The 21,374-nt window shown below is 65.5% G+C and carries 20 protein-coding genes; 9 read left to right on the forward strand and 11 right to left on the reverse strand.

The window, feature by feature from the left end; all coding sequences use genetic code 11:
* Positions 1–8: 8 nt before the first annotated feature.
* Positions 9–773, reverse strand: coding sequence for a Crp/Fnr family transcriptional regulator (locus IVB40_RS00495; RefSeq protein WP_027566332.1), 765 nt, complete (start codon positions 771–773; stop codon positions 9–11).
* A gap of 157 nt (positions 774–930) precedes the next feature.
* On the opposite strand from IVB40_RS00495, the gene IVB40_RS00500 reads away from it, so the two are divergent.
* Entirely contained in the window at positions 931–1,332 is a 402-nt protein-coding gene (locus IVB40_RS00500; protein ID WP_027566333.1) for a response regulator, read from the forward strand.
* 10 nt (positions 1,333–1,342) lie between these two features.
* Here the strand turns inward: IVB40_RS00500 and IVB40_RS00505 are convergent, their stop codons facing one another.
* Positions 1,343–2,884, reverse strand: a complete 1,542-nt coding sequence (locus IVB40_RS00505) for an alkaline phosphatase D family protein (protein ID WP_247817822.1) — start codon at positions 2,882–2,884, stop codon at positions 1,343–1,345.
* Positions 2,885–2,988: 104 nt separating this feature from the next.
* Positions 2,989–4,434: a TAXI family TRAP transporter solute-binding subunit gene (locus tag IVB40_RS00510; RefSeq protein WP_247817823.1), complete on the reverse strand. Its 1,446-nt coding sequence runs from the start codon at positions 4,432–4,434 to the stop codon at positions 2,989–2,991.
* Between the two features lie 154 nt (positions 4,435–4,588).
* Between IVB40_RS00510 and IVB40_RS00515 the strand changes: the two genes are divergently transcribed.
* Together IVB40_RS00515 and IVB40_RS00520 are read left to right on the forward strand one after the other, a co-directional pair.
* Positions 4,589–4,891: a 4a-hydroxytetrahydrobiopterin dehydratase gene (locus tag IVB40_RS00515; RefSeq protein WP_247817824.1), complete on the forward strand. Its 303-nt coding sequence runs from the start codon at positions 4,589–4,591 to the stop codon at positions 4,889–4,891.
* A 91-nt stretch (positions 4,892–4,982) separates the two neighbouring features.
* Positions 4,983–5,372 carry a YkvA family protein gene (locus IVB40_RS00520; RefSeq protein WP_247357298.1) on the forward strand — a complete coding sequence of 130 codons (390 nt, stop codon included), beginning with the start codon at positions 4,983–4,985 and terminating at the stop codon, positions 5,370–5,372.
* A 169-nt stretch (positions 5,373–5,541) separates the two neighbouring features.
* Here IVB40_RS00520 and IVB40_RS00525 read toward each other — a convergent pair whose 3' ends face one another.
* Entirely contained in the window at positions 5,542–6,516 is a 975-nt protein-coding gene (locus IVB40_RS00525) for an NADPH:quinone oxidoreductase family protein (protein ID WP_247817825.1), read from the reverse strand.
* Positions 6,517–6,748: 232 nt separating this feature from the next.
* On the opposite strand from IVB40_RS00525, the gene IVB40_RS00530 reads away from it, so the two are divergent.
* From IVB40_RS00530 to argG, 6 genes are all read left to right on the forward strand, one after another.
* Positions 6,749–7,588 carry an SDR family oxidoreductase gene (locus IVB40_RS00530; protein ID WP_247817826.1) on the forward strand — a complete coding sequence of 280 codons (840 nt, stop codon included), beginning with the start codon at positions 6,749–6,751 and terminating at the stop codon, positions 7,586–7,588.
* 117 nt (positions 7,589–7,705) lie between these two features.
* On the forward strand, positions 7,706–8,368 hold the full coding sequence (locus IVB40_RS00535; RefSeq protein ID WP_247817827.1) for an invasion associated locus B family protein: 663 nt from the start codon (positions 7,706–7,708) through the stop codon (positions 8,366–8,368).
* 173 nt (positions 8,369–8,541) lie between these two features.
* A complete protein-coding gene (gene rlmN / locus IVB40_RS00540; protein ID WP_247817828.1) occupies positions 8,542–9,744 on the forward strand; it encodes a 23S rRNA (adenine(2503)-C(2))-methyltransferase RlmN in 1,203 nt (400 codons plus the stop codon).
* 132 nt (positions 9,745–9,876) lie between these two features.
* Positions 9,877–10,371 (forward strand): hypothetical protein, encoded by a 495-nt coding sequence (locus IVB40_RS00545; protein WP_247430143.1) that lies wholly within the window; start codon positions 9,877–9,879, stop codon positions 10,369–10,371.
* 56 nt (positions 10,372–10,427) lie between these two features.
* Positions 10,428–11,204: a phosphatase PAP2 family protein gene (locus tag IVB40_RS00550; RefSeq protein WP_247461068.1), complete on the forward strand. Its 777-nt coding sequence runs from the start codon at positions 10,428–10,430 to the stop codon at positions 11,202–11,204.
* A gap of 94 nt (positions 11,205–11,298) precedes the next feature.
* Entirely contained in the window at positions 11,299–12,636 is a 1,338-nt protein-coding gene (argG, locus tag IVB40_RS00555; RefSeq protein WP_247817829.1) for an argininosuccinate synthase, read from the forward strand.
* Positions 12,637–12,799: 163 nt separating this feature from the next.
* On the opposite strand, the gene IVB40_RS00560 is transcribed toward argG, so the two are convergent.
* The 7 genes from IVB40_RS00560 to IVB40_RS00590 all read right to left on the reverse strand — a co-directional run bounded on the left by IVB40_RS00560 (position 12,800) and on the right by IVB40_RS00590 (position 21,330).
* Complete coding sequence (locus IVB40_RS00560; protein ID WP_247817830.1) at positions 12,800–14,821, reverse strand: OmpA family protein; 2,022 nt, start codon at positions 14,819–14,821, stop codon at positions 12,800–12,802.
* A 185-nt stretch (positions 14,822–15,006) separates the two neighbouring features.
* A complete protein-coding gene (locus tag IVB40_RS00565) occupies positions 15,007–15,249 on the reverse strand; it encodes a hypothetical protein (protein ID WP_007604217.1) in 243 nt (80 codons plus the stop codon).
* Positions 15,249–15,734 (reverse strand): pyridoxamine 5'-phosphate oxidase family protein, encoded by a 486-nt coding sequence (locus tag IVB40_RS00570; protein ID WP_027566347.1) that lies wholly within the window; start codon positions 15,732–15,734, stop codon positions 15,249–15,251. Before IVB40_RS00570 ends, IVB40_RS00565 begins: the two co-directional genes overlap by 1 nt.
* 72 nt (positions 15,735–15,806) lie before the next feature.
* Positions 15,807–16,193, reverse strand: coding sequence for a VOC family protein (locus IVB40_RS00575; protein ID WP_007598770.1), 387 nt, complete (start codon positions 16,191–16,193; stop codon positions 15,807–15,809).
* 21 nt (positions 16,194–16,214) lie between these two features.
* On the reverse strand, positions 16,215–17,039 hold the full coding sequence (locus tag IVB40_RS00580) for an FkbM family methyltransferase (protein WP_247817831.1): 825 nt from the start codon (positions 17,037–17,039) through the stop codon (positions 16,215–16,217).
* A 107-nt stretch (positions 17,040–17,146) separates the two neighbouring features.
* The gene (locus tag IVB40_RS00585; RefSeq protein ID WP_247817832.1) at positions 17,147–19,102 is read right to left on the reverse strand and encodes an ABC transporter ATP-binding protein/permease; all 1,956 of its coding nucleotides are present in this window, start codon (positions 19,100–19,102) and stop codon (positions 17,147–17,149) included.
* Positions 19,103–19,155: 53 nt separating this feature from the next.
* Positions 19,156–21,330 (reverse strand): hybrid sensor histidine kinase/response regulator, encoded by a 2,175-nt coding sequence (locus IVB40_RS00590; protein WP_247817833.1) that lies wholly within the window; start codon positions 21,328–21,330, stop codon positions 19,156–19,158.
* Positions 21,331–21,374 lie beyond the last annotated feature (44 nt).

Raw genomic sequence — 21,374 nt, forward strand, 5'->3', positions numbered from 1 at the left:
GCGGGCGGCTAGCCGGCTTGCCGCTCCTCGGTCGGATAGACGCCGCGCAGCACTTCCTCGAAGTGCATCTTCACGGCCTCGTTGCACCGGCAGGCGCGCAGGCGCAGGCCCTCGCGGTTACGGACCAGAATCGATCCGCGCCGGGTGTCGAGCACACCTTCCGCCTTGAACGACTGGAGCACGCGGCTGGCATAGCTGCGGCCGACACCGAGCAGTGTCGCGAGCTGTTCATGGGTCAGCGGCACGCTGCTCTCGTCGCCGGTCCGCTCCATCGCCGCCAGCATCCATTTGGCAGTGCGCTGCTCGATCGAGTGAATGGCGTTGCAGGCGGTGGACTGGAAGATCTGCGCCAGCATGCAGTCGGCGTAGCGAGCGAAGACATGGCGCAACGAGGACGAGCGCTGCTTGGCGGCCTCCAGCTTGCTGACGTGAATTCGCGCAAACGGTCCGCCGAATTTCACGCAGATCCGGGTATAGGCCGGCAGATAGCCCTCGCTGACGATACCGCCCACTGCCCCTTCGCGGCCCACCAGGATGGTCTCGACGTCACGGCCGTCCTCATTGGGAACGAGGAAAGTTGCGAGCGATGGTCCGCAGGGGAAATGGACGACCTGGACGTCGTCGCCGGGATTGTAGAGCAGCTCGCTCGCCCCGGCCGTGTCGACGGTAATGTGCGGTGCGAGCAGTGCGTAGTCGGCGTGGCTCAAGCGCCGCAGCAGATTGTTGGTCGGCCGGCTATCGATCTCGGTGGCGTTGCTGGTCCGCGCGTCCATCTTAAACTCCCATCCGCCTCCACATTAGCGAGTTCCGACGAGGTCCTGTGTGCACAAGTAGACAGACCTGACAACTGTGATGTGGTGGTTTCGTTCCGGGAACCCTTCGCGCTGGGTACAGGCGTCGTGACCCGGTATCCCAGTCAGAGAAAACCTCATGCTCCAAGTTACGATGATGGCACCCGCTGTTTCCGATGGTTCAAACTGTCCCGCCGATGTCCTCATCGTCGAGGACGATCCGATCATCGCGATCGACTTCGAGGATCGCCTGCTCGGATTTGGTGTGAAGAGCGTGCGCACGGTAGGTTCAGTCGCGCAGGCGCTGACCGCAATCGCGGCGCATGCCCCCGAATTCGCCTTGCTCGACGTGGGATTAAGTCGCGAGAACAGTTTTGCGGTCGCTGAACGGCTCGCGGCCCTGAAGATTCCCTTCGTCTTCGTCACCGGCTACGGCGCTGACGCGCGCATCCCGCCGGAATTCGCCGGGCAACCGCGATTGCAGAAGCCGTGTTCGAGCGACGCGCTGGAGGCGGCGCTCCAGGTCCGCGCGGCGGACTAGCGATACGGCGTCAGGCCGGCTTCGGATCGAGCGCGGTCGACCACAGCGCGACGTCGGCGCGGTCGCGCAAGGTCACCGTCATCTGGCCGGAAGCGCCGTCGATCTTGACGTGACCGAAGAACTGCATGCCGGCGGACGGCGGCAGGTTCTGGTTGTCTTTCCCCGGCGCCTTGACGAAACGCACCTCCGGCCCAAACGTATTGTCGAGCGCGTTCGGACCGAATGTGCCTGCGTGAAGCGGGCCCGACACGAACTCCCAGAACGGCTCGAAATCCTGGAATTGGGCCTTGTTCGGATCGTAATAGTGCGCGGCGGCGTAATGCACGTCCGCCGTCAGCCATACGGTGTTGCTGACCGGCGCCATCTTGATGAAGCGCAGGATGTCGGCGATCTCGAACTCGCGGCCGCGCACCGGGCCGTCGCCCTGCGCAATGGCTTCCGATCCACCCTTTGCCGTATCTGACACGACGAGGCTGAGCGGCATGTCGGAGGCGATCACCTTCCAGGTCGCGCGCGAATTCAACAGGCCGCGCTTGAGCCAGGCGATCTGGTCGGGGCCGAGGAAATAGCTGGCCGGGTCGTAAGCGGTTTCGAGGTTGGGGCCGTTCGGGCCGCGATAGCTGCGCTCGTCGAGCACGAACACGTCGAGATGAGGACCATAGGAGATCTGGCGATAGACGCGGCCGGGCTCGACGATGCTCTCGCGCATCGGATACATCTCGTGGAAGGCACGGCCCGCGCGGGCCGCAAGCAGTGCGATGTCGCGCTCCTTGTAGGTCGCCGGCAGCTCCTTCGAAAGCGACCAGTTGTTGGTCACCTCATGGTCGTCCCACTGCACGAAGATCGGCACTTCGGCATTGAAGGCGCGAAGATTGTCGTCAGTGAAATTGTATTTGTGCGCGGCGCGGTACTCGTCCAGCGTCTCCGCGACCTTAGCCTTCTCGGGGATCGTGACGTTCTTCCAGATCTTGCCGTCGGCGAGCTTCACCTCGGACTGGATGGGACCGTCGGCATAGATGGTGTCGCCGGAGTGCAGGAAGAAATCCGGACGGTGCTTGCGCATCGCCGAGAAGGTGAACATGCCGCCGTCGTCGGGGTTGATGCCCCAGCCCTGGCCGGCGACGTCGCCGCCCCAGACGAAGCTGACGTCGCGGCGGTCGGCGGGCGCGGTGCGGAAGCGGCCGGTCACCGGTTCGCCCACCACCGCGGTGTGCGAAAGGTCGCGGAAGCGGACGCGATAAAAGATGTCCTGTCCGCCCGGCAGGTTTTCGATCAGCATCTTCGCGGTGAAATCGCTTTCGGGCAGCGCTGCGATCGGCGGCAGCGCGCGAGCATCCCTGAACGACTCCGTCGTCGCCACTTCGACCAGCATCTGCGCGGGACGGTCGGCGCGCGCCCAGACCACGCCACCGTCGACGGTGACGTCGCCCGACTGCACGCCATGGGTCACGGCCGGCCGGTCGGCCGCGCGGGAGAGATGCGGCATTGCGACCGCGCCAAGCGCGCCGGCACTGGTCGTCACGAAACGGCGACGGGAGAATTTGATGTTCATGGGACGGACTCGATATCGCGTGAGACGATCGCTCAGGCGACCGCCACGGTGAAGTCCGACGCTATATTGAGACAATGTGACGCCGCGATTACGCGCGGAAGCTTTTACGCGCTGCCGGCGGCCCTGAACTGTGCGCCGGCGCGCTGCAGGTTCTGCGGCAGGCTGAATAGCACCGCCTTGCGATCGGCGACGGCCGCGTGGAACTGGTCGAGCGCGATGTTGAAGGCGGTGAGCGCGGCTTCCTCGATCGCGCCGTGATCGAAGCAGCGCAGTGTATTGCGCAGGATGTCGTCGGCCTCGGTCTGCATCTGGTCGAGGTCTTCGGTCGTCTCGCTCTTGCGTGCCGCCGCGATCATGTCGAGCAGACGTTCACGCTGATGGTTGTTGTTGTCGCGCTCGTCCTTCTTCAAATAGCCCGCAAACCAGGCGCCGATCGAGCCCATGGCCGAGAGCGCCATCAGCGTCCACCAGATGTAATCGCTGTATCTGTCGAGGAAGGTCTTTTCCTCGCCGTCGACGAAGGCGGCCGCGCCGGGATGCACCGGGATCACCGCGTCCTTGTCGGTGTCGGGTGTTTCGATCTTCGCCGCCAGCGGGAATTCCGTCACCAATTGCTGGCGCACGGCAAAAAGCTGGCGCGTGAACGCGGCGATGTTGGTTTCGGATACGCCTTTCCGCGCCACGATGTGGTGTGAAAAGCTGATCGTCTTGACCTCGTCGTCGGGGCGAACGGGTGAGCCGCCATAGGTGCCGGCCGGAATCTCCGAGGCTTCATAAACCGGATGGTTCTGCGCGATCGCATCCGCGGAATCGATCGCGAGGAAGACCGGCGCCCCGCCCTCCTTGGCCGTGGCGGCGATCGCGTCCGACGTGATCTTGCTGTTGACAGGGCCGGCTGCGAGATAGGCATCGGCCTTCTGGGCCTTGATCGCCTCGGCGGCTTCATTGGCGGGGAACTGTATGACCTCGACCTTGGCAGGATCGACGCCGTATTGCTGGAGGATCACCTTGAGCAGATTGACGTTGGCCTGGGTGCGGCCGATCACTCCGACCCGATGGCCGGCGAGCTGCGCGATCTTGGTGATCTTCGCGCCCTTCTTCTTGCCCTTGCCGGGCACGGACCACAGCGCCACGACGTTCTTGCGCAGGGTCGCGACCGCCTGCGCGTTCTTCGGCACGTCGACGTCGCCGCGCACGATGGCGAGATCAACCTTGCCCTCCGCGAGCGCCTCGGCGCTGGCTGTGGCGCCGTCGGTCTGGATCGGCCGTAGCCGCACAAGACTTTTGTTCTGAGTGAAAGCCTGCGTCAGCGCCTGCACGACCTTGAGGTCATCGCTGTTGGCGGGACCGACCGCGATCTTCAGCGTCACCGGCCGCATCGCGAAATAATAGCCGCCGGCAAGCGTGCCCACGATCGCAAGCACGAGTGCCAGAGACACGAGCGCCGTCTTCCGCGCCGCTGATCGCGGCGAAGGCGGGGTGGGCGCTTCGGCCAGGTCCAATCCCCCGGTCATCGATCTCCCGAACAGTCGCTTGAGGCTCAGTTTCATCTTGGCCGGCGATTTACGCCCGCAAGTGTAGCAAATTTCTTGTCCGGCAGGGTTACATCTCCGTCATGGTTAGCGGATGGGGTCTAATCCCGTATGAACCCGGGGCGTCAGTGCGGTGTTAGGGTAAAGTTCCCCTGAAAGGACGGAGGCGACGATGGCAGAACGGCTCTCGGCGGAGGCGCGCAGGCAGGCGCTGGGCGGACTATCTGGCTGGACCGAGGTTCAGGGACGCGAGGCGATCGGGAAAACCTTTGTCTTCAAGGATTTCAACGAGGCGTTCGGCTTTATGGCCCGCGTCGCGCTGGTCGCCGAAAAGATGGACCACCACCCCGAATGGCGCAACGTCTACAAGACGGTGGAGGTGGTGCTGGCGACCCATGATGCCGGCGGCGTCACCGCGCTCGACATCGAGCTTGCCACGGCGATGAACGCCATCGCCAAGCTGACACCAGGCTGACGTCTTGCGAGGCGCTGCCGCCTCCCCATCTTGTGTTCAGCACGGGATGCGGCGATCTGCCACCCTTGGCTGAACGGGGAGTTTGTCGACCATGGCTGCCGAACACAGCGTTGGTTTCGAGCCGGCCGACCGGCTCGCGGAAGATCGTGAGAGCGTGCGCCGCCGCTTCTGGCGCAAGCTGAAGCGTGTCGCCGCGCAACTGCCGTTCGCGGAGGATCTGCTCGCCGCCTATTACTGCGCCTTCGACCGGCAGACGCCGCGCCATATCCAGGCGTCGCTGCTCGGGGCGATCGCCTATTTCATCCTGCCGTTCGACTTCGTTCCCGACGTGATGCCGATTCTCGGCTTCACCGATGACGCCGCCGTGCTCGCCACTGCGATCCGCATGGTCGCCAGCCACATCACGAACGAGCATCGCGAAGCCGCCCGCGCCGCGCTGAAGCGCGGGGTGGATGAGGTGGACGCCGAAGCCGCGCAGTAGCTGTTGCCTCATCCTCCACTGTCATTCCCCGCGAAGGCGGGGAATCCAGTACGCCGCGGCTTATCGATTCAACAACACTCGTGACGGAGTACTGGGTCGCCCGGTCAAGCCGGGCGACGACAGCTGAGTGTGTGGTGACGATGTCGCGACACTCTACGCGCCGACACCCTCACGGACGCAAAATCACCTTGCCCATGGCCTGACGTCCCGCGAGCACCTTGAGCGCATCCGCCGTCTGCGCCAACGGGAAGACGCGGTCGACATGCGAGGAGATCTTTCCTTCCGCTGTCCACTTCACGAGCTTCTCGAGATTGGTGCGGTTCTTTTCCGGGTTGAGCCGGGTCCAGGCGCCCCAGAACACGCCGCGGATATCGCAGCCCTTCAGCAGCGCGAGGTTCAGCGGCATCTTCGGAATGTCGCCGGCGGCAAAGCCGATCACGAGGAAGCGGCCTTCCCAGGCAATCGAGCGCAGCGCCTGCTCGGCATACGTACCACCAACCGGATCGAAGATGATGTCGACGCCCTTGCCGCCGGTAAGCTTTCGCAAGCCTTCCTTCAAATCTTCCTTGCCGTAATTGAGCGTGAGTTCTGCGCCGTGCGCCTTGGCGAATTCGAGCTTCTCGTCCGACGAGGCGCAGGCGATCACCTTCAGGCCCATCAGCTTGCCGAGCTCGCAAGCGGCAAGTCCGGTGCCGCCGGCCGCGCCGAGCACCGCGAGCGTCTCGCCCGGCTTCGGGCTCGCGCGATCTTCCAGCGCGTGCAGCGCGGTGCCGTAGATGATGATGATGCCAGCCGCGCGGTCATAATCGAGATTGTCCGGGATCTTCACGATCGATGCCGCCGGCAGCGCGATCTTTTCGCGCGCCCCGTTGTGGCCGCAGGAGGCAACGACGCGATCTCCGACCTTCAGATCGGTCACGCCGGGGCCGATGCTCTCGATCACGCCAGCCACTTCGGCGGCCGGCGAGAACGGGAACGGCGGCTTGATCTGGTACTTGCCCTGGATCATCAGGATGTCGAAAAAATTCAGCGCCGCAGCCTTGATCGCGATCACGGCTTCGCCGGGACCGGCCACCGGATCCGGCACGTCGGCCAGAACGAGATCGTCGGGCTGGCAATATTGCGAACAGAGGATGGCTTTCATGGCGGCACCTTCTTGAGAGCACTTGGCGTTTCGAGGCAGAATTATAGTTGGGCTGGTTCTGCCGGATTTAGGGACGGGCGACAATCCGGTTTCTTTGTCTATTAGACCGCACCGGCCTATCCTCTCGTCATTGCGAGCGCAGCGAAGCAATCCAGAATCCGTGCCGCGGAAATAGCCTGGATTGCTTCGCTTCGCTCGCAATGACGGAAGAAGAAAAGGGAGGATTCAAACCATGTTTGAAACAGGCCTGCTCAAGGACAAGCGCATCCTCGTTACCGGTGGCGGTTCGGGTCTCGGTGCTGCAATGGCGCGCCGCTTCCTCGCGCTCGGCGCCGAGCTCGTGATCTGCGGCCGCAAGGTCGATCGGCTCGAGGCGGCGGCGAGCGAGATGCGCGAAGAGACCGGCGGGAAGGTCACGACGATCGCCTGTGATATCCGCGACGGCACCGCCGTCGAGAGCATGATGGAGGCCATCTGGCGCGAGGAGCCGCTCGATATCCTCGTCAACAACGCGGCTGCGACTTTCATTGCGCAGAGCGAGCATCTCTCATTCCGCGCCGCGGATGCGATCCTCGCCCCGACGCTGCATGGTGCGATGTATTGCACGCTTGCCGTCGGCAAGCGCTGGATCGACGCCAAGCATGGCGGCGTCGTGCTCTCTATCCTCTCGACCTCGACCATCACCGGCCGCGCCTTCACCGTCCCGTCGGCGATGGCGAAGTCGGCCGTGCTGGCGATGACCAAAAGTCTCGCCGTGGAATGGGGCCCGAAGGGCATCCGCACCGTCGCGATCGCGCCGGGACCGTTCCCGACCGCCGGCGCCTCGGGCCAGCTCCGTCCCGAGGGTCGCGACGAAGGGTGGGCCGCGCGCAACCCGATGGGTCGCGCCGGCGAGCACGGCGAGCTTGCCGACCTCGCCAGCTTCCTGGTCTCCGACCGTGCCGGCTACATCAACGGCGAGATGGTGGTGATCGACGGTGGCGCGCATTTGCGCAGCTCCGGCGCCGAGGATTTGTTGCGCTGGACCGATGCGCAATGGGCGGAGCAGCGCGCCGCGCGATCCAGGGCCTAGTCGCCGCGAGCTTCGCTAACTGCCTTCCCAAATTGGACTTTCCCGGCTATCCCTGCCCCGGGGACAATGCGCGACCGGGCCATCTTCCAGTCACAATATTGAGGGAACCACTCCAGCATGTGGCGGGTGCTGATTTTAGCTTTGATGACGGGCGTGGCGGCCTGTGGGATCATCGATTCCGCGCGGGCGCAGACGGCGCAACCTGCGCCCAAGGCTGCACCGAAAGAGCCCGCGCCGAAACCGGCTGCGCCGGTGGCCAATACCACCGGAAAGACGGTTGCCAAGCCCGAGAGCAAACCGGCGGCCCCGCACGCGGCGGTTGCGGGCGGCGCCGAGCCAACCCTGATCGGTCAGTTCGGCACCTGGGGCGCCTATTCGGCCGCGCCCAATGGCAAAAAGGTCTGCTTCGCGCTGGCCAAGCCGTCGTCGTCGAAGACCAACCCGCCGAACCGGCCGCGCGATCCTGCCTATGCCTTCGTCTCCACCCGCCCGGCGGAGAAGGTCAACAACGAAGTCTCGGTCATGATCGGCTACGCGCTGAAGCCGGGCTCTGAATCCTCGGTCGAGGTCGGCGGCGCCGCGTTCGCCATGTACTCGCAGGGCGACGGGCTCTGGATCAAGAACGCGGCCGAGGAAGAGCGGATGGTCGAGGCCATGCGCAAATCCGCCGATCTCGTGGTCAAGGGCATCTCGTCCAAGGGGACCGAGACGACCGACACCTTCTCGCTGAAGGGCCTCGCCCAGGCGCTTGACCGGATCTCCCAGGATTGCAGGCGTTAAGCCTGCGGTCGATAAGGTCGCAATCGGCGGTTCCGGTTGCTATATAGGGCGCGTTCCAGGTTTTCTCCCGTCATTCCGGGCCGATGCGCAACATCGAACCCGGAATCTCGCGGTTCCGGGTCCGGTCCTTCGGACCATCCCGGAACGACGAACACAAATTCCAGGTCTATTCAATGCAACCGATGACCGAGCCGCACAATGCAACGCTGGTGGAGAAGACTCCGCTCGAAACCTATGTGCCGCCGGCGAGGCCGTCGCTGATCGGGCTGTCGCGCACCGAGCTTGCCGATCGTCTCGGCGAGATCGGCGTTGCACCGGCGCAGCGCAAGATGCGTGTGCAGCAGCTGTGGCACTGGATGTATTTCCGTGGCGCCCAGAATTTCGAAGAGATGACGTCGGTCTCGAAGGGCATTCGCGCCGAGCTCGCGCAACATTTCACCGTCGACCGGCCCGAAGTCGTGGCCGAGCAGATCTCCAACGACGGCACCCGCAAATGGCTGCTGCGGCTGCCGAGCGGCGACAATGTCGAGCGGGCGCATGAAGTCGAGTGCGTCTACATCCCGGAAACCGATCGCGGCACGCTGTGTGTGTCCTCGCAGGTCGGCTGCACCTTGAACTGCTCCTTCTGTCACACCGGCACGCAGCGCCTGGTGCGCAACCTCACTGCCGGCGAGATCGTGGGACAGGTGATGGTCGCGCGGGATCGTCTGAACGACTGGGCCGATCGCGAAGACGGTACGCGTCGTGTCACCAACATCGTGATGATGGGCATGGGCGAGCCGCTCTACAATTTCGACGCGGTGCGCGATGCGCTGCTGATCGTCGGCGACAACGAAGGCATCGGCATCTCCCGCCGCCGCATCACGCTGTCGACCTCGGGTGTGGTGCCGAACATCGTGCGCGCGGGCGAGGAGATTGGCGTGATGCTCGCGATCTCGCTGCATGCGGTGCGCGACGAGCTGCGTAACGAGCTCGTGCCGCTCAACCGCAAATATCCGATCAAGGAATTGCTGCAGGCCTGCCGCGATTATCCCGGCGCCTCGAACGCGCGCCGCATCACCTTCGAATACGTGATGCTCAAGGGCGTCAACGATTCGCTCGACGACGCCAAGCTGCTGGTGAAGATGCTCAAGGGCATTCACGCCAAGATCAATCTGATCCCGTTCAATCCCTGGCCCGGCACCGCCTATGAATGCTCGGACTGGGACCAGATCGAAAAGTTCTCCGAATACGTCTTCAACGCCGGCTATTCCTCGCCGGTGCGCACCCCGCGCGGCCGCGACATTCTGGCCGCCTGCGGCCAGCTCAAGTCGGAGACGGAAAAGCTTTCCGCCAGGGAACGCCAGACGCTGCGCGCCATGGGGATGACGGATTGAGTTGATGCGCGCACGTGCTCTCGCATCCTCGTCATTGCGAGCGCAGCGAAGCAATCCAGGGTTCCGCGGCGGCAGTCTGGATTGCTTCGTCGCTACGCTCCTCGCAATGACGACAACGGTGACTTTTCCGGCATGTCCCTGATCGGCCGCCTCATCGTCATCTTCATCGGCTTTCTCGCCGCCTGCTTCATCGGCGGCATGATCGTCGTCGTCGCGCTGTTGTTTCCGGAATTCGCCGATCTCGGCGCCGGTCCCGTCGATCAGGGCACGATCGATATCGTGCTCGGGTTCGGCTTCATCTTCGTCTCCGGCTTTGCGCTGGTGCCGGCGGCGGTGATCGTCGCGATCACCGAGGCGCTCTACATCCGCAGCGCGCTTGCCTATGCCGTGGGCGGCGGCGTCGTGGGACTCGCCTGCTATCTCGGCCTGGTCCCGTTTCATTCCGACACGCTGCAATTCGAAGGCATCGTGCGGCGGCATCTGGAGATCATGACCGGCGCCGGCATCGTCGCCGGTGTCGTCTACTGGCTGATCGCCGGCCGCAACGCCGGCGCCTGGCGCAATCCGCCGCTGCCGCGCCAGCCGCCTCCGCCGCTGCCGTCGAATTCAAGACCGGACGTGCGGTGAGTTTCTGACTTGCCCCGGGGTTTTCATCCCCTTCCCACTCGGCTAAACCGCGCGCCATGAACCGGACTGGACTCTTCATCGCCCTGGCGCTGTGGCTCGTGATCGGCGTCGTTTTCGGCCTCTATCCCGAGCTTGATCTCAAGCTCGCCGCGCTGTTCTTCGATCCTGATACCAAGTCGTTTCCGCTCAAGCTGAACGATTGGGCCGGCTTCGCGCGCGATGCCGCGATGTGGGTCGCCTGGGCGTTCGTGCTGCCTGCGCTGGTCGCGCTCGTGGTCAAGATGGTCCGGCCAGACCGGCCACTGATGGTATCCGGGCGCGCGATCGTCTTCCTTCTGGTGACGATCATCCTATCAGCCGGCATCCTTACCAATCTCGCCTTCAAGTCCTATTGGGGCCGGCCGCGCCCGGTGGTGGTGACGCAGTTTGCCGGCGACCAGCAATTCGTGCCGTGGTGGGATCCGCGCGGCGGCTGCGCGCGCAACTGCTCGTTCTTCTCGGGCGAGGGCGCGACCGCGTTCTGGACGCTGGCGCCGGCCGCATTGGCACCGCCGCCGTGGCGGCCGCTCGCTTATGCCGGAGCCGTGGTGTTCGGCCTCGTGACCAGCGGGCTGCGGATGGCCTTTGGCGGCCACTTCTTCACCGACGTGTCGATCGCCGGCCTCGTCACTTTCGTCGTGATCTGGTTTGCCTACGCGCTGATCTACCGCTGGCCGCGGACCCGGTTTTCGGACGAGGCGGTCGATGCCGCCCTGACCCGGCTGAACATGCCCGCCTACCGGCTGCGCCAGCGCCTGTTCGGCAGCAAGTCGAGTGCCGAGCCGTCAGTTTGAGCCATTAAAGGGGTGCCGAGCCCCGCGAAATTTGATATTCGCGCGGTCAACCCCGTGAAACGACACCCGCCCTTCGAGACCGATTGGAAGCCCCATGACCACGATCCTGAAAAGCCTGCCCAAGGGCGAGAAAGTCGGCATCGCGTTTTCGGGCGGCCTCGACACGTCGGCGGCGCTGCTCTGGATGAAGCAGAAGGGCGCGCGCTGCTACGCCTATACCGCCAATCTTGGCCAGCCGGATGAGGCCGACTACAACGAGATCCCGCGCAAGGCGATGGAGTTCGGCGCGGAGAAAGCGCTGCTGGTCGATTGCCGCACGCAGCTCGCCCATGAAGGCATCGCCGCGATCCAGTCCGGAGCCTTCCATATCTCCACCGGCGGCATCACCTATTTCAACACCACGCCATTGGGCCGCGCCGTCACCGGCACGATGCTGGTCGCCGCGATGAAGGAGGACGGCGTCAACATCTGGGGCGACGGCTCGACCTTCAAGGGCAACGACATCGAGCGCTTCTATCGCTACGGCCTGCTGACCAATCCGGGCCTGCGCATCTACAAGCCCTGGCTCGATCAGCAGTTCATCGACGAGCTCGGCGGCCGCGCCGAGATGTCGGCGTTCATGACCGCCCAGGGTTTTGCCTACAAGATGAGTGCCGAGAAGGCGTATTCGACCGACAGCAATCTGCTCGGCGCCACGCACGAGGCCAAGGATCTCGAGAGCCTCGACAGCGGCATCAAGATCGTCAACCCGATCATGGGCGTGCCGTTCTGGCGTGACGACTGCAACGTCAAGGCCGAGAAGGTCGTGGTGCGTTTCGAGGAAGGCGCGCCGGTCGCGCTGAACGGCCAGACCTTCTCCGATCCCGTCGCGCTGTTCCTCGAAGCCAACGCGATCGGCGGCCGCCACGGCCTCGGCATGAGCGACCAGATCGAGAACCGCATCATCGAAGCCAAGAGCCGCGGCATCTATGAAGCGCCCGGCATGGCGCTGCTGCACATCGCCTATGAGCGCCTCGTCACCGGCATCCACAACGAGGACACCATCGAGCAATACCGCATCAGCGGCATGCGCCTCGGACGCCTGCTCTACCAAGGCCGCTGGTTCGATTCGCAGGCCCTGATGTTGCGCGAGACCGCGCAGCGCTGGGTCGCCCGCGCCGTCACAGGCGAGGTGGCGCTGGAGCTGCGCCGCGGCAACGACTACTCGATCCTCAACACGGAAAGCCCGAACCTGACCTATGCGCCGGAGCGGCTCAGCATGGAGAAGGTCGAGGACGCGGCGTTCACGCCGGCCGATCGCATCGGTCAGCTCACCATGCGCAACCTCGACATCAACGATACCCGCGCCAAGCTGAAGCTCTACAGCGACACGGGCCTGTTGTCGGGCAGTGAAGGCTCGCAGATCTTCCGTCTGGAGAATGACAAGGGCTGACGCGCCCGGGGATTGCTGCCTCATTCGTCATTGCGAGCGAAGCGAAGCAATCCAGAGTCTTTCCGCAGCGACAGTCTGGATTGCCTCGTCGCTTCGCTCCTCGCAATGACAGAAACAAAAATGGCCGGGATTGCTCCCGGCCATTTTCATTTTGTGCTTCGCCTCAGCGCGGCGGCGCGGTGCCGGGCGGGGGCGGCGGCAGCGAGGCCTGGCCACCGTTGAGCAGCGGCGTGATGTTGCGGACGGTGACGCGCCGGTTGATCGCGCTTGGCCCTTGCGTCTGCTCCTTCAGGTACTGCTCGCCGTAGCCCTGCGACGTCAGGTTCTCAGACGGCACACCGAATTGCTGGGTCAGCAATTCGGCCGCGGACTGCGCACGACGATCCGACAATGACAAATTGTCGACGTCGTTGCCGACCGCGTCGGTGTGACCTTCGATCAGGAACACCACGCGCGGATTGGCCTGGATCGCACGGTTGAGACCGTCGGCGATCGACTGCAGCTTCGCCGCCTGGTCCGGTGGGATGGTCCACGATCCCGTCTCGAAGTTGATCGTGTTGAGGTCGATGCTCGGCATTTGCATGCGAACATTGGGGCTGTAGCGGATCTCGTCGAGCGTGTAGCGACGATCCACCCGTTGCACCGGCGGCGCCACCATCGTCTCGTAGATCACGTCCGGCGACGCTTCCTGGGCGTCGACGATATAACGATCGTAGGGCATGTTGACGACCGGAGGCGGCGCGTCGACATAGAAGCCGCCGACCGACCGCGGATCGCGGTAGCTGTTGTCTATGATGACGAGCTCGCGCCCGGCAGGGTCCCTGCGGATTCGACGCAGCAGCCGCCCATCCTGACCGACAACCGTAATGATCTGGCTGCCGTCGGGACGGATCACCACGGTGCGGGTATCGGCACCGACAGTCTCGGTGCGGATGTCGCGGGCGCCATAGCGGAAGCGATAGAGATCGTTGCCGCGGACGTATGTCTGCCCGCCCGGATCGCGGATGATGATGCGGTCCGGCTCGGTGTAGACGGTGCGACCGCCTTCGATGCTTTCGCGGCGCTGGTTGCGGTAGTCGGCGATGGTGGCGCCGATCACGGCACCGGCGACGACACCTGCACCGATCGCGATCGGCGTCAGGTCACGCTGCGGCGGACGCGGCGGTGGCGGCAGGGGCGTGGTCGTGGTCGGGGCGGCGCGGAAGGCCGGCGCAACGGTGGGCGTCGCGTATTGTGCCCTGTTGGGTGGCGGGGTCGCAGCCGCCGAGCCCGGGACGGTGCTCGGTGCCGCCGCGCCAGCGGGGGGAGCCGGCGGCCGGGGCGGGGCGCCTGCCTGCGGCTGGGTCGGCGGAGCTCCGGCAGCGGGCGCGCCGGCAGGAGGCGTTCCTCCCTGCTGGCCTGGCGTTGGCGTCGCGGCTGGAGCCGGGGTCGCGCCAGGAGCGGGCGTGGGTCCCGCACCGGGACGTCCGGGCAGGGGCGTCGGAGCGCCACCGGGGGTCGGGGTAGTCGTCGGCGCGGGCGTGGCGCCCGGAGCAGGTGTCGCTGATCCTGCAGCCGGAGGCGCGCCAGGACGTCCGCCGGGGGGCGGCGCACCGGGGCGGCCAGTCGGCGGCGTGCTGCCCGGAGCTGGCGTTGCGGTCGGTGCAGGCGTTGCGGTCGGCGCAGGTGTTGCTGTCGGAGCAGGCGTGGCGGTCGGGGCAGCAGGCGTTGCCGGGCGCGCTGCGGGAGCAGCAGATGCCGGAGGCGTTGCTGTCGGCGCAGGCGCAGGCCGTCCCGAAGGACCGGCCGCAGGAGGCGGCGGAGGTGTCGGTGCGTGCTGCTGCGGAGCGGGAGCGGGCGGTGGTGTGGGAGCCGGACGAGCCGCGGGCGGCGTCGGAGGCGGAGGTGTGGGTGCGTGCTGCTGCGGAGCCGCGGCGGGCGGCGGTGCCGGGGGCGTGGGAGCCGGGCGTGCTGCGGGCGGTGCAGCTGCGGGCGGCGGTGCGGCCGGGCGCGCGGGCGCCGCAGGCGGCGCGGCCGCTGGCGGTCCCTTCGGCGGCTGCTTCGGTTTTCCGTCAGGGCCGGTCTCTTGTGGCTGCGCCTGCGCGACGACGAGCGGCGGCGCGCCTTGCGCATGCGATGCGGAGCTTGCGAATTGCATCGCGGTCAGAGCCGTGGTGGCAAGCAGCACGAAACGAAGGTTGGTCATGTGGTGAACTTCCCCGGAAGGTTCTTTGACGAAGTGTTGGGATGAACAGCTACGCGTTAGGCCGGATTGTGGCGGACGAAGCGGACGCGGCCCGATTTATTTCTGCACGCAAATCACCTCACTATGGTGACGTTCATTGCGCATTCAGACGCAGGTTGCAATTGCCTCGGATGTGATGCGTCGCCTCATGCGCGATCCCGCGGCGGACTTGCATCCGTCGCGGGATTCGGCGTTAGCGGTCCGTTCGGTCCGCGTGATGGAATCTCTTCAGGCATGCGGCCCGGCAATTCGTCGGGCGGCGCTGGCGAGCCGGGCTCGCGCACTGGCGGTGCGATTTCAGGCTGCGGATTGCCCGGCGGAATCCCCGGCGGTGGCTCGGTGGGTGTGCCCGGCGTCGACGGCGGAATCTCGGGCGGCTCAATCGGCATTACATCGAGACCTTGCGGTTGTCGCCGAGATCGGGCCGCGTGTTGGTCACTGCCGCGGCCGCCATCTTCACATAGGAGATCACCGTGCCGGGCGAGTCCCAGAACTCGGCATCGTCGGGCGTGACCTTGAGCACGCGGATGTTGGGATCTTCCGCAGAGTCCCACCACGCCTTGGCCGGCGTCGAGAACAGCTCCTTGATCTTCGCACGGTCGTTGGAGACGACGGCGGTACCCGTCAGCGAGACGTATTTCTGGCTGCCTGCATCCGCGAACGACAGGTTGATGGACGGATTGCGCGCGATCTCCTCGTCCTTGTGACGCCGCGCGTCGGTGAGGAAATATATCGTGTCCGCGTTGCGATCGAGATAGGCGCTCATCGGCCGCGCGCGGAGCTTGTCTCCATCGCGCGTCACCAGCATCGCAAATCCGATCGTCTTCATCAGATCCCATACGCGATCGACGTCGCGGGCATTGTCGTTGGCCATGTCGTGCTCCTTCTTGCAAGGGACGACAACGGCGCGCGCGGAACGAGGTTCCGGCCGGAAGATGGAACTTATCTATTCCGGCGCGTGGCAAACCGCCTCGATGTTGTGGCCGTCAGGGTCGAGCACGAAGGCGCCGTAATAGGTCGGGTGATAATGCGCCCGAATGCCGGGCGGCCCGTTGTCGCGCCCGCCCGCCGCGATCGCCGCCTTGTAGAACGCGTCCACCGTGGCGCGGTCCTTTGCCAGGATCGCGACATGCACCGGCTTGTTCAGCGCGCCCTCGCCGCCGATCCAGAAATCCGGCTTGCCGTCGGCGCCGAAGCCGGCGGCCGGATCGTGTCCGGTCTGCTCCTGCGTGACCTCCATGATCAGGCTGTAGCCGAGCGGGGCCAATGCCTTGGCGTAGAACGCCTTGGCGCGCTCATAGTCGGAGACCGGGAAGCCCATATGGTCGATCATCGTAACCTCCGTCGTTCGTCGTCAACGCGACAGGAACGTATTGCTCCGCGTCTTGCGCGCAACCACAAAACCGCGCGCGACCATGTCAGCGATACAATCTTCCCGCCATTCCTTGTGTGACAAATGCTCGATCACCACCGCGCGCGGCCAGAGCGATTGCGGCGCGTCGCGGAAGAAGCCGATCAGCACGCGATCCTCGAACCCCTCGACGTCGATCTTCAACGCGTCCACCTTGGTGACGCCGGCTTCGTCGAGAATGCGCGTCAACCGCAGCGAGGGCACTTTGATCGCCTCCGTGCTGGCCGTGCCGGTGACGACATGCGTAGCGCCGAGATTGCCGCCCCCGCTCTCGATCATCAGCTCGCCGTCGCTGTCGCCGGCGGCCGCCTGCACCAGACGCACTTGCGTCGCTTGCGACGCGGCCTGGTTGAACGAGAGCCGTCCAAACGTCATCGGATGCGGCTCGACGGCGACCACTTTCCCCGATGGCCCGACCTGTCGCGCCATCACCAGTGCAAAGGTGCCGACATTGGCGCCGACGTCGACGAATACGCCGCCCGCGGGGGTGTGCTGGCGCAGGAAGTCGAGCTCGTCGAGATTGTAATCGGGATTGAACAGCGCACCGCGCTCGGTCGCGCTGCCCTGATGATAGAAGCGGAACGATGCGCCCTGGTACTGCACGTCGACGGGGCCACCGCCCAGCAGGTTCACCAATCGCGACAGCCAAGGCCGGAACGCGCCGCGCTTCAGCCGCGATTGTGTCGCGAGGCGAATGATGGCGGCCTGCGCCGCGTTCGGCGCAAACGCGCCGAACGGCGCGGACGAAGGGGCATTGTCGGTCGCCAAGTCAAAGTCCTCGTTGCAAGCGGCGCATGCATAGCCGGTTTTGCCGAGGACTCCAACGCTCGATCCGGACAACAATCGCCGGGACAACGAAGAAAAGAGACCGCCCCTCACGCCGCCTTTTTCGGCGGCTTGCGCTGCCTCAGGAAGCGGCCGAGCAGCTTGCGCTTGCCCTTGCGCGGGATCAGCTCGATGTCGCTGACGAGCTTTGCGCCGCCCTTGCGGCGCTCCAGCACGATCTTGCGGCTGTGGAAGGCTTCCAGCTCGACGCGATGCGCGACGCTGACGATGGTGGCCTTCGGCAGCTCGTCGGTGATCATCTTCATCATCTTGTCCTGGCTCTTCTCGTCGAGCGCCGAGGTCGCCTCGTCGAGCACGACGATGTCAGGGCTGTGCAGCAACAGTCGCGCGAAGGCCAGGCGCTGCTTCTCGCCGCCGGACAGCGTCTGGTCCCACGGTGCGTCTTCCTCGATCTTCTCCTTGAGATGGTCGAGACCGACCTTGTGCAGGGCCTCGCCGATCTCCTCCACGGTCCAGTCGTCTTCCGCGCCGGGATAGGCGACCGCGCGGCGCAAGGAGCCTGACGGCACGTAAGGTCGCTGCGGCAGCATGAACAGCCGCCGGTCGGGATGGAAATTGACGCTGCCGCCGCCCCAGGGCCAGAGCCCGGCGATGGCGCGCACCAGCGTGCTCTTGCCGGTGCCGGATTCGCCGGCGACCAGCAGCCGCTCGCCAGCCTCGACCACCACCTCGGTCTCGCCGACCACGGCGGTGCCGTCGTCGAGCGTGACGGAGAGATCCTTCAGCTCCAGCATGGCGTCGTTGCTGGTCTCGCCGCGCTTGATGCGGCCGAAGCCGTCGCCCTGCTCGGCGCGCTCGAGACCGTCGAGCGACATCATCAGCGAGGCGATGCGGCGAGCGCAGGCATTCCAGTCGGCGAGCCGCGGATAGTTATCGACCAGCCAGCCGAACGCGCTCTGCACGATGGTGAAGGCGGAAGCCGCCTGCATCACCTGCCCCAGCGTCATGCTGCCGTCGAGGAATTTTGGCGCGCAGAGCAGGAGAGGGACCACGGGAGCAACAAGACTCGATCCCTGCGACACCAGCGTGGTGCGCATGTGCTGACCCGCCAGCCGCGCCCATTGCCGCAGCACGTTCGTGAAATTGCGGTCGATGCCGTCGCGCTCTTCCTCCTCGCCACCGAGCAGCGCGATGCTCTCGCCGTTCTCGCGCACGCGCGTCAGCGTGTAGCGAAAATCGGCCTCGGCCTGGTTCTTGTCCTCGGAGACCTGCACGAATTGGCGGCCGATCACCAGGATCGAGCCCGAGGCTATTCCCGCATAAAGCATCGCGGCGATCACCAGGAAGCCGGGAATGGTCACCGACGATCCCGCAAGCGTGACGGTGAGCGCACCGCCGATGGTCCAGAGCACGACGATGAAGGTCACGGCCGACAGCAGCGCGGACGTCACGCCGGCGAGAAAATCCACCGGCGAATCGGTCGCGACGCGCAGATCCTCCGCGATCCGGTATTCCGGATTCTTGTGGTCGCCGCTGACGAGATTGAGCTGGTAATAGCGGCCATTGCCGAGCCAGCGCGTCAGCACGCTTGCCGTCAGCCAGGCTCGCCAGCGCCGCTGGATGCCCATGCGCGCGAACACTTGTGCCACGCCGAGCACGATGCTGCCGATCGCGAGCGGGAAGAACACCGCGGTGAGATGGAAGACGGTGGACGCCTCGCGCTTCTCGATCGCGTCGAAGATCGCCCGATTCCAGACGTTGATGCCGTATTGGAAACCGACGGTCAGGACGATCAGCACGCCGAGGCCGATGGAGTAGAGCCATGCCAGCCGGTCGCCGTTGCGGCCCCAGAAGCCGCGCGCGCTGATCCAGAAGCGGGTGAGGAGATAGTCCTTGCGGGCCTGCTCGGCCTCTTCGGGCGACAGCGCCGGGTCGGGCTCGACCAGCTCGGGCGGCGGCGGAGCCACTTCCTCGCCGGTCTCGCCGACGATTTCGACAATGGGCGGCTTCTTGCCCGATTCGCGCTTTCCGGCCGGCTTTTGCATGACCGGATAACGCAAGCTAAATCAAAAGGTTCCCGCGAGTTCCAGGTGTCGGTTCATTCGGCGGCGCCGTTGCGGACCCGGCGGCGACGTGCGAGGCGGTGCAGCACGCGCGATAGCTGATCGATCGCGTAGGGCTTTTGCACGAGCTCGAAATCGACCTTGCCGTCCTGGGACAGCGCCTCGCTGTAGCCGGTGGTCAGCACCACCGGCACGCCGATGCCGCGGTCGCGGACGGCCTGCGCGAGATCGAGCCCGGTCATGCCGGGCATCACGATGTCCGAGAAGACGACATCGAAGCGATCGGCATCCATGACCAGCTCGGCGAGTGCGTCGGTTGCATTGTCGACCAGCGTGATGCTGTAGCCGAGCTCGGTGAGGCCGTCGGCCGCGAAATTGGCGAGCTCGATATTGTCCTCGACCAGCAGCACCGACATGCCGCTGCCGGCCACGGCCGGAGCCGTGTTCGGTGCCTGCCGCTGCGGCAGCAAATGCGGCGCCACGCGCGGCAGATAGAGCGCGAAGGTGCTGCCGTGGCCTACCTCGCTGGTGACTGTCACCTCGCCGCCGGACTGGCGGGCGAAGCCGAACACCTGCGACAGGCCGAGACCGGTGCCGTGGCCGACCTGCTTGGTGGTGAAGAACGGCTCGAAGATGCGCCCGAGCCGCGCAGCCGGAATGCCGATGCCGGTGTCACTGACGGCAATACCGACGAAGCCATGTTTGCCAGGAAGCTCATGGTGACCTGAAAGATCAGGGTTGCCCGAGACGGGAGCCCGCGTGTCCGCAATTGTCGCCGCGGCCTCGACCTCGAAAACGATCCTGCCCTTGCCGTGCATGGCATCGCGCGCATTGGTCGCCATGTTGATCACCGCCGTCTCGAACTGGCTCGCATCGGCATTGACGAGGCAGGGCTCGGCCGGCAGCCGCATCGCGATTTCGATCGCGGGTCCGAGCAGCGTCGCGAGCATGTCGTGCAGTGACTGCAGCCGCGCGCCGACGTCGACCACTTCCGGCTTCAAGGTCTGACGCCGCGCGAAGGCGAGCAGCTGCGATGTCAGCTTGGCCGCGCGCCCGACCGCGTCCGCGATGGCGGTGATGTAGCGCTGGCGCCGCTCCTCGCTCAGTTGCGGCCGGTTCAGCAGATCGACCGAGGCGCGAATCACGGTCAGGAGGTTGTTGAAGTCGTGCGCGACGCCGCCGGTGAGCTGGCCGAGCGCCTCCAGGCGCTGGCTGTGCTTGAGCGCCTCCTCGGCTTCGCGCCGCGCGGCGGCCTCGGCCTGGAGATGCTGGGTGCGCCGGAACGCGAACGCCAGCAGCAGAAACAGCAGCGCGGTGGCGGGAATGCCGAACACCAGATGCTGGCCCATGGTGGCGAACCAGCGTGCGCGGATTGCCGAGGTCTCCAACCCCGCGCTGACATAGATCGGATATTCGGCGATGCGTCGGTAGCCGATGCGCCGCTCGACCTCGTCCGATGGCCAGGCGATGGTGATGAGGCCATGCTCGGGATGAGCTGCGACGCTCCGGCCGACCGGCCCGTTAGGATCGAGCCTGAGGTCGCGGTCCAGCCGTGGAAGATGCGCCAGCACCACGCCGTCGGTGCGTCCCATGGCGAGGAAGCTGCCGGCATCGGAGCCGATCCTGGCGTAAAAGCTCTCGAAATATTCCGGCAGGACGGAGGCCTGGATCACGCCGATGAAGCTGCCGTCGTCGGAGCCGCGGCGGCGGCTGACCCCGAAGAAGCGCGCGCCCTGATAGGGCTGACGCGGCGTCAGGGGAGCGCCGATGTAGCTGCCGATGCTCTGGTCGACATGGGCCGCAAAATAGTCACGGTCCGCAAAGCTCTGTGCCGGCGGCGGCGAGGCCAGGCTGTTGACCAGCGACTTTCCGTCCGCATCGAAGATCCAAGCCGATTTCAGCTGCGGCAGCGAATCGGTCAGCTGCTTCAGGCGGCGATGCAAAGCCGGCTCGCGCGAGCGGATGATGTCGTCGGCCATGCCGCGCACCACCTCGTTGATCTCGGCAAGGCTGCGGTCGATGGTCTCGAAGACCTTCAGCGCGTGCTCATGCGCGACATCGAGGGTGCGCTCGATCTCGCGGTCTGCGATGGCTTTTGTCGAGGTGTAGGAGATCGAGGCGGCGATCGCGAACAGCGCAATCGGCAGCGCCAGGGACGCAGCCATCATCCACTTCAGCAATCTCAGCGAATTGCGTTGTGCGCCCTGCACGGTCGCTCCGGTCCCACACCGGAGAGCTTACTTGAATTTCGCGC

This window comes from Bradyrhizobium sp. 40 (assembly GCF_023100925.1).
Taxonomy (GTDB): Bacteria; Pseudomonadota; Alphaproteobacteria; order Rhizobiales; family Xanthobacteraceae; genus Bradyrhizobium.

Bases quoted from the DNA above. Each gene is read 5' to 3' on its own strand.
- IVB40_RS00495 (WP_027566332.1), bottom strand. From the start codon at position 773: ATGGACGCGCGGACCAGCAACGCCACCGAGATCGATAGCCGGCCGACC.
- IVB40_RS00500 (WP_027566333.1), top strand. From the start codon at position 931: ATGCTCCAAGTTACGATGATGGCACCCGCTGTTTCCGATGGTTCAAAC.
- IVB40_RS00505 (WP_247817822.1), bottom strand. From the start codon at position 2,884: ATGAACATCAAATTCTCCCGTCGCCGTTTCGTGACGACCAGTGCCGGC.
- IVB40_RS00510 (WP_247817823.1), bottom strand. From the start codon at position 4,434: ATGAAACTGAGCCTCAAGCGACTGTTCGGGAGATCGATGACCGGGGGA.
- IVB40_RS00515 (WP_247817824.1), top strand. From the start codon at position 4,589: ATGGCAGAACGGCTCTCGGCGGAGGCGCGCAGGCAGGCGCTGGGCGGA.
- IVB40_RS00520 (WP_247357298.1), top strand. From the start codon at position 4,983: ATGGCTGCCGAACACAGCGTTGGTTTCGAGCCGGCCGACCGGCTCGCG.
- IVB40_RS00525 (WP_247817825.1), bottom strand. From the start codon at position 6,516: ATGAAAGCCATCCTCTGTTCGCAATATTGCCAGCCCGACGATCTCGTT.
- IVB40_RS00530 (WP_247817826.1), top strand. From the start codon at position 6,749: ATGTTTGAAACAGGCCTGCTCAAGGACAAGCGCATCCTCGTTACCGGT.
- IVB40_RS00535 (WP_247817827.1), top strand. From the start codon at position 7,706: ATGTGGCGGGTGCTGATTTTAGCTTTGATGACGGGCGTGGCGGCCTGT.
- rlmN (WP_247817828.1), top strand. From the start codon at position 8,542: ATGCAACCGATGACCGAGCCGCACAATGCAACGCTGGTGGAGAAGACT.
- IVB40_RS00545 (WP_247430143.1), top strand. From the start codon at position 9,877: ATGTCCCTGATCGGCCGCCTCATCGTCATCTTCATCGGCTTTCTCGCC.
- IVB40_RS00550 (WP_247461068.1), top strand. From the start codon at position 10,428: ATGAACCGGACTGGACTCTTCATCGCCCTGGCGCTGTGGCTCGTGATC.
- argG (WP_247817829.1), top strand. From the start codon at position 11,299: ATGACCACGATCCTGAAAAGCCTGCCCAAGGGCGAGAAAGTCGGCATC.
- IVB40_RS00560 (WP_247817830.1), bottom strand. From the start codon at position 14,821: ATGACCAACCTTCGTTTCGTGCTGCTTGCCACCACGGCTCTGACCGCG.
- IVB40_RS00565 (WP_007604217.1), bottom strand. From the start codon at position 15,249: ATGCCGATTGAGCCGCCCGAGATTCCGCCGTCGACGCCGGGCACACCC.
- IVB40_RS00570 (WP_027566347.1), bottom strand. From the start codon at position 15,734: ATGGCCAACGACAATGCCCGCGACGTCGATCGCGTATGGGATCTGATG.
- IVB40_RS00575 (WP_007598770.1), bottom strand. From the start codon at position 16,193: ATGATCGACCATATGGGCTTCCCGGTCTCCGACTATGAGCGCGCCAAG.
- IVB40_RS00585 (WP_247817832.1), bottom strand. From the start codon at position 19,102: ATGCAAAAGCCGGCCGGAAAGCGCGAATCGGGCAAGAAGCCGCCCATT.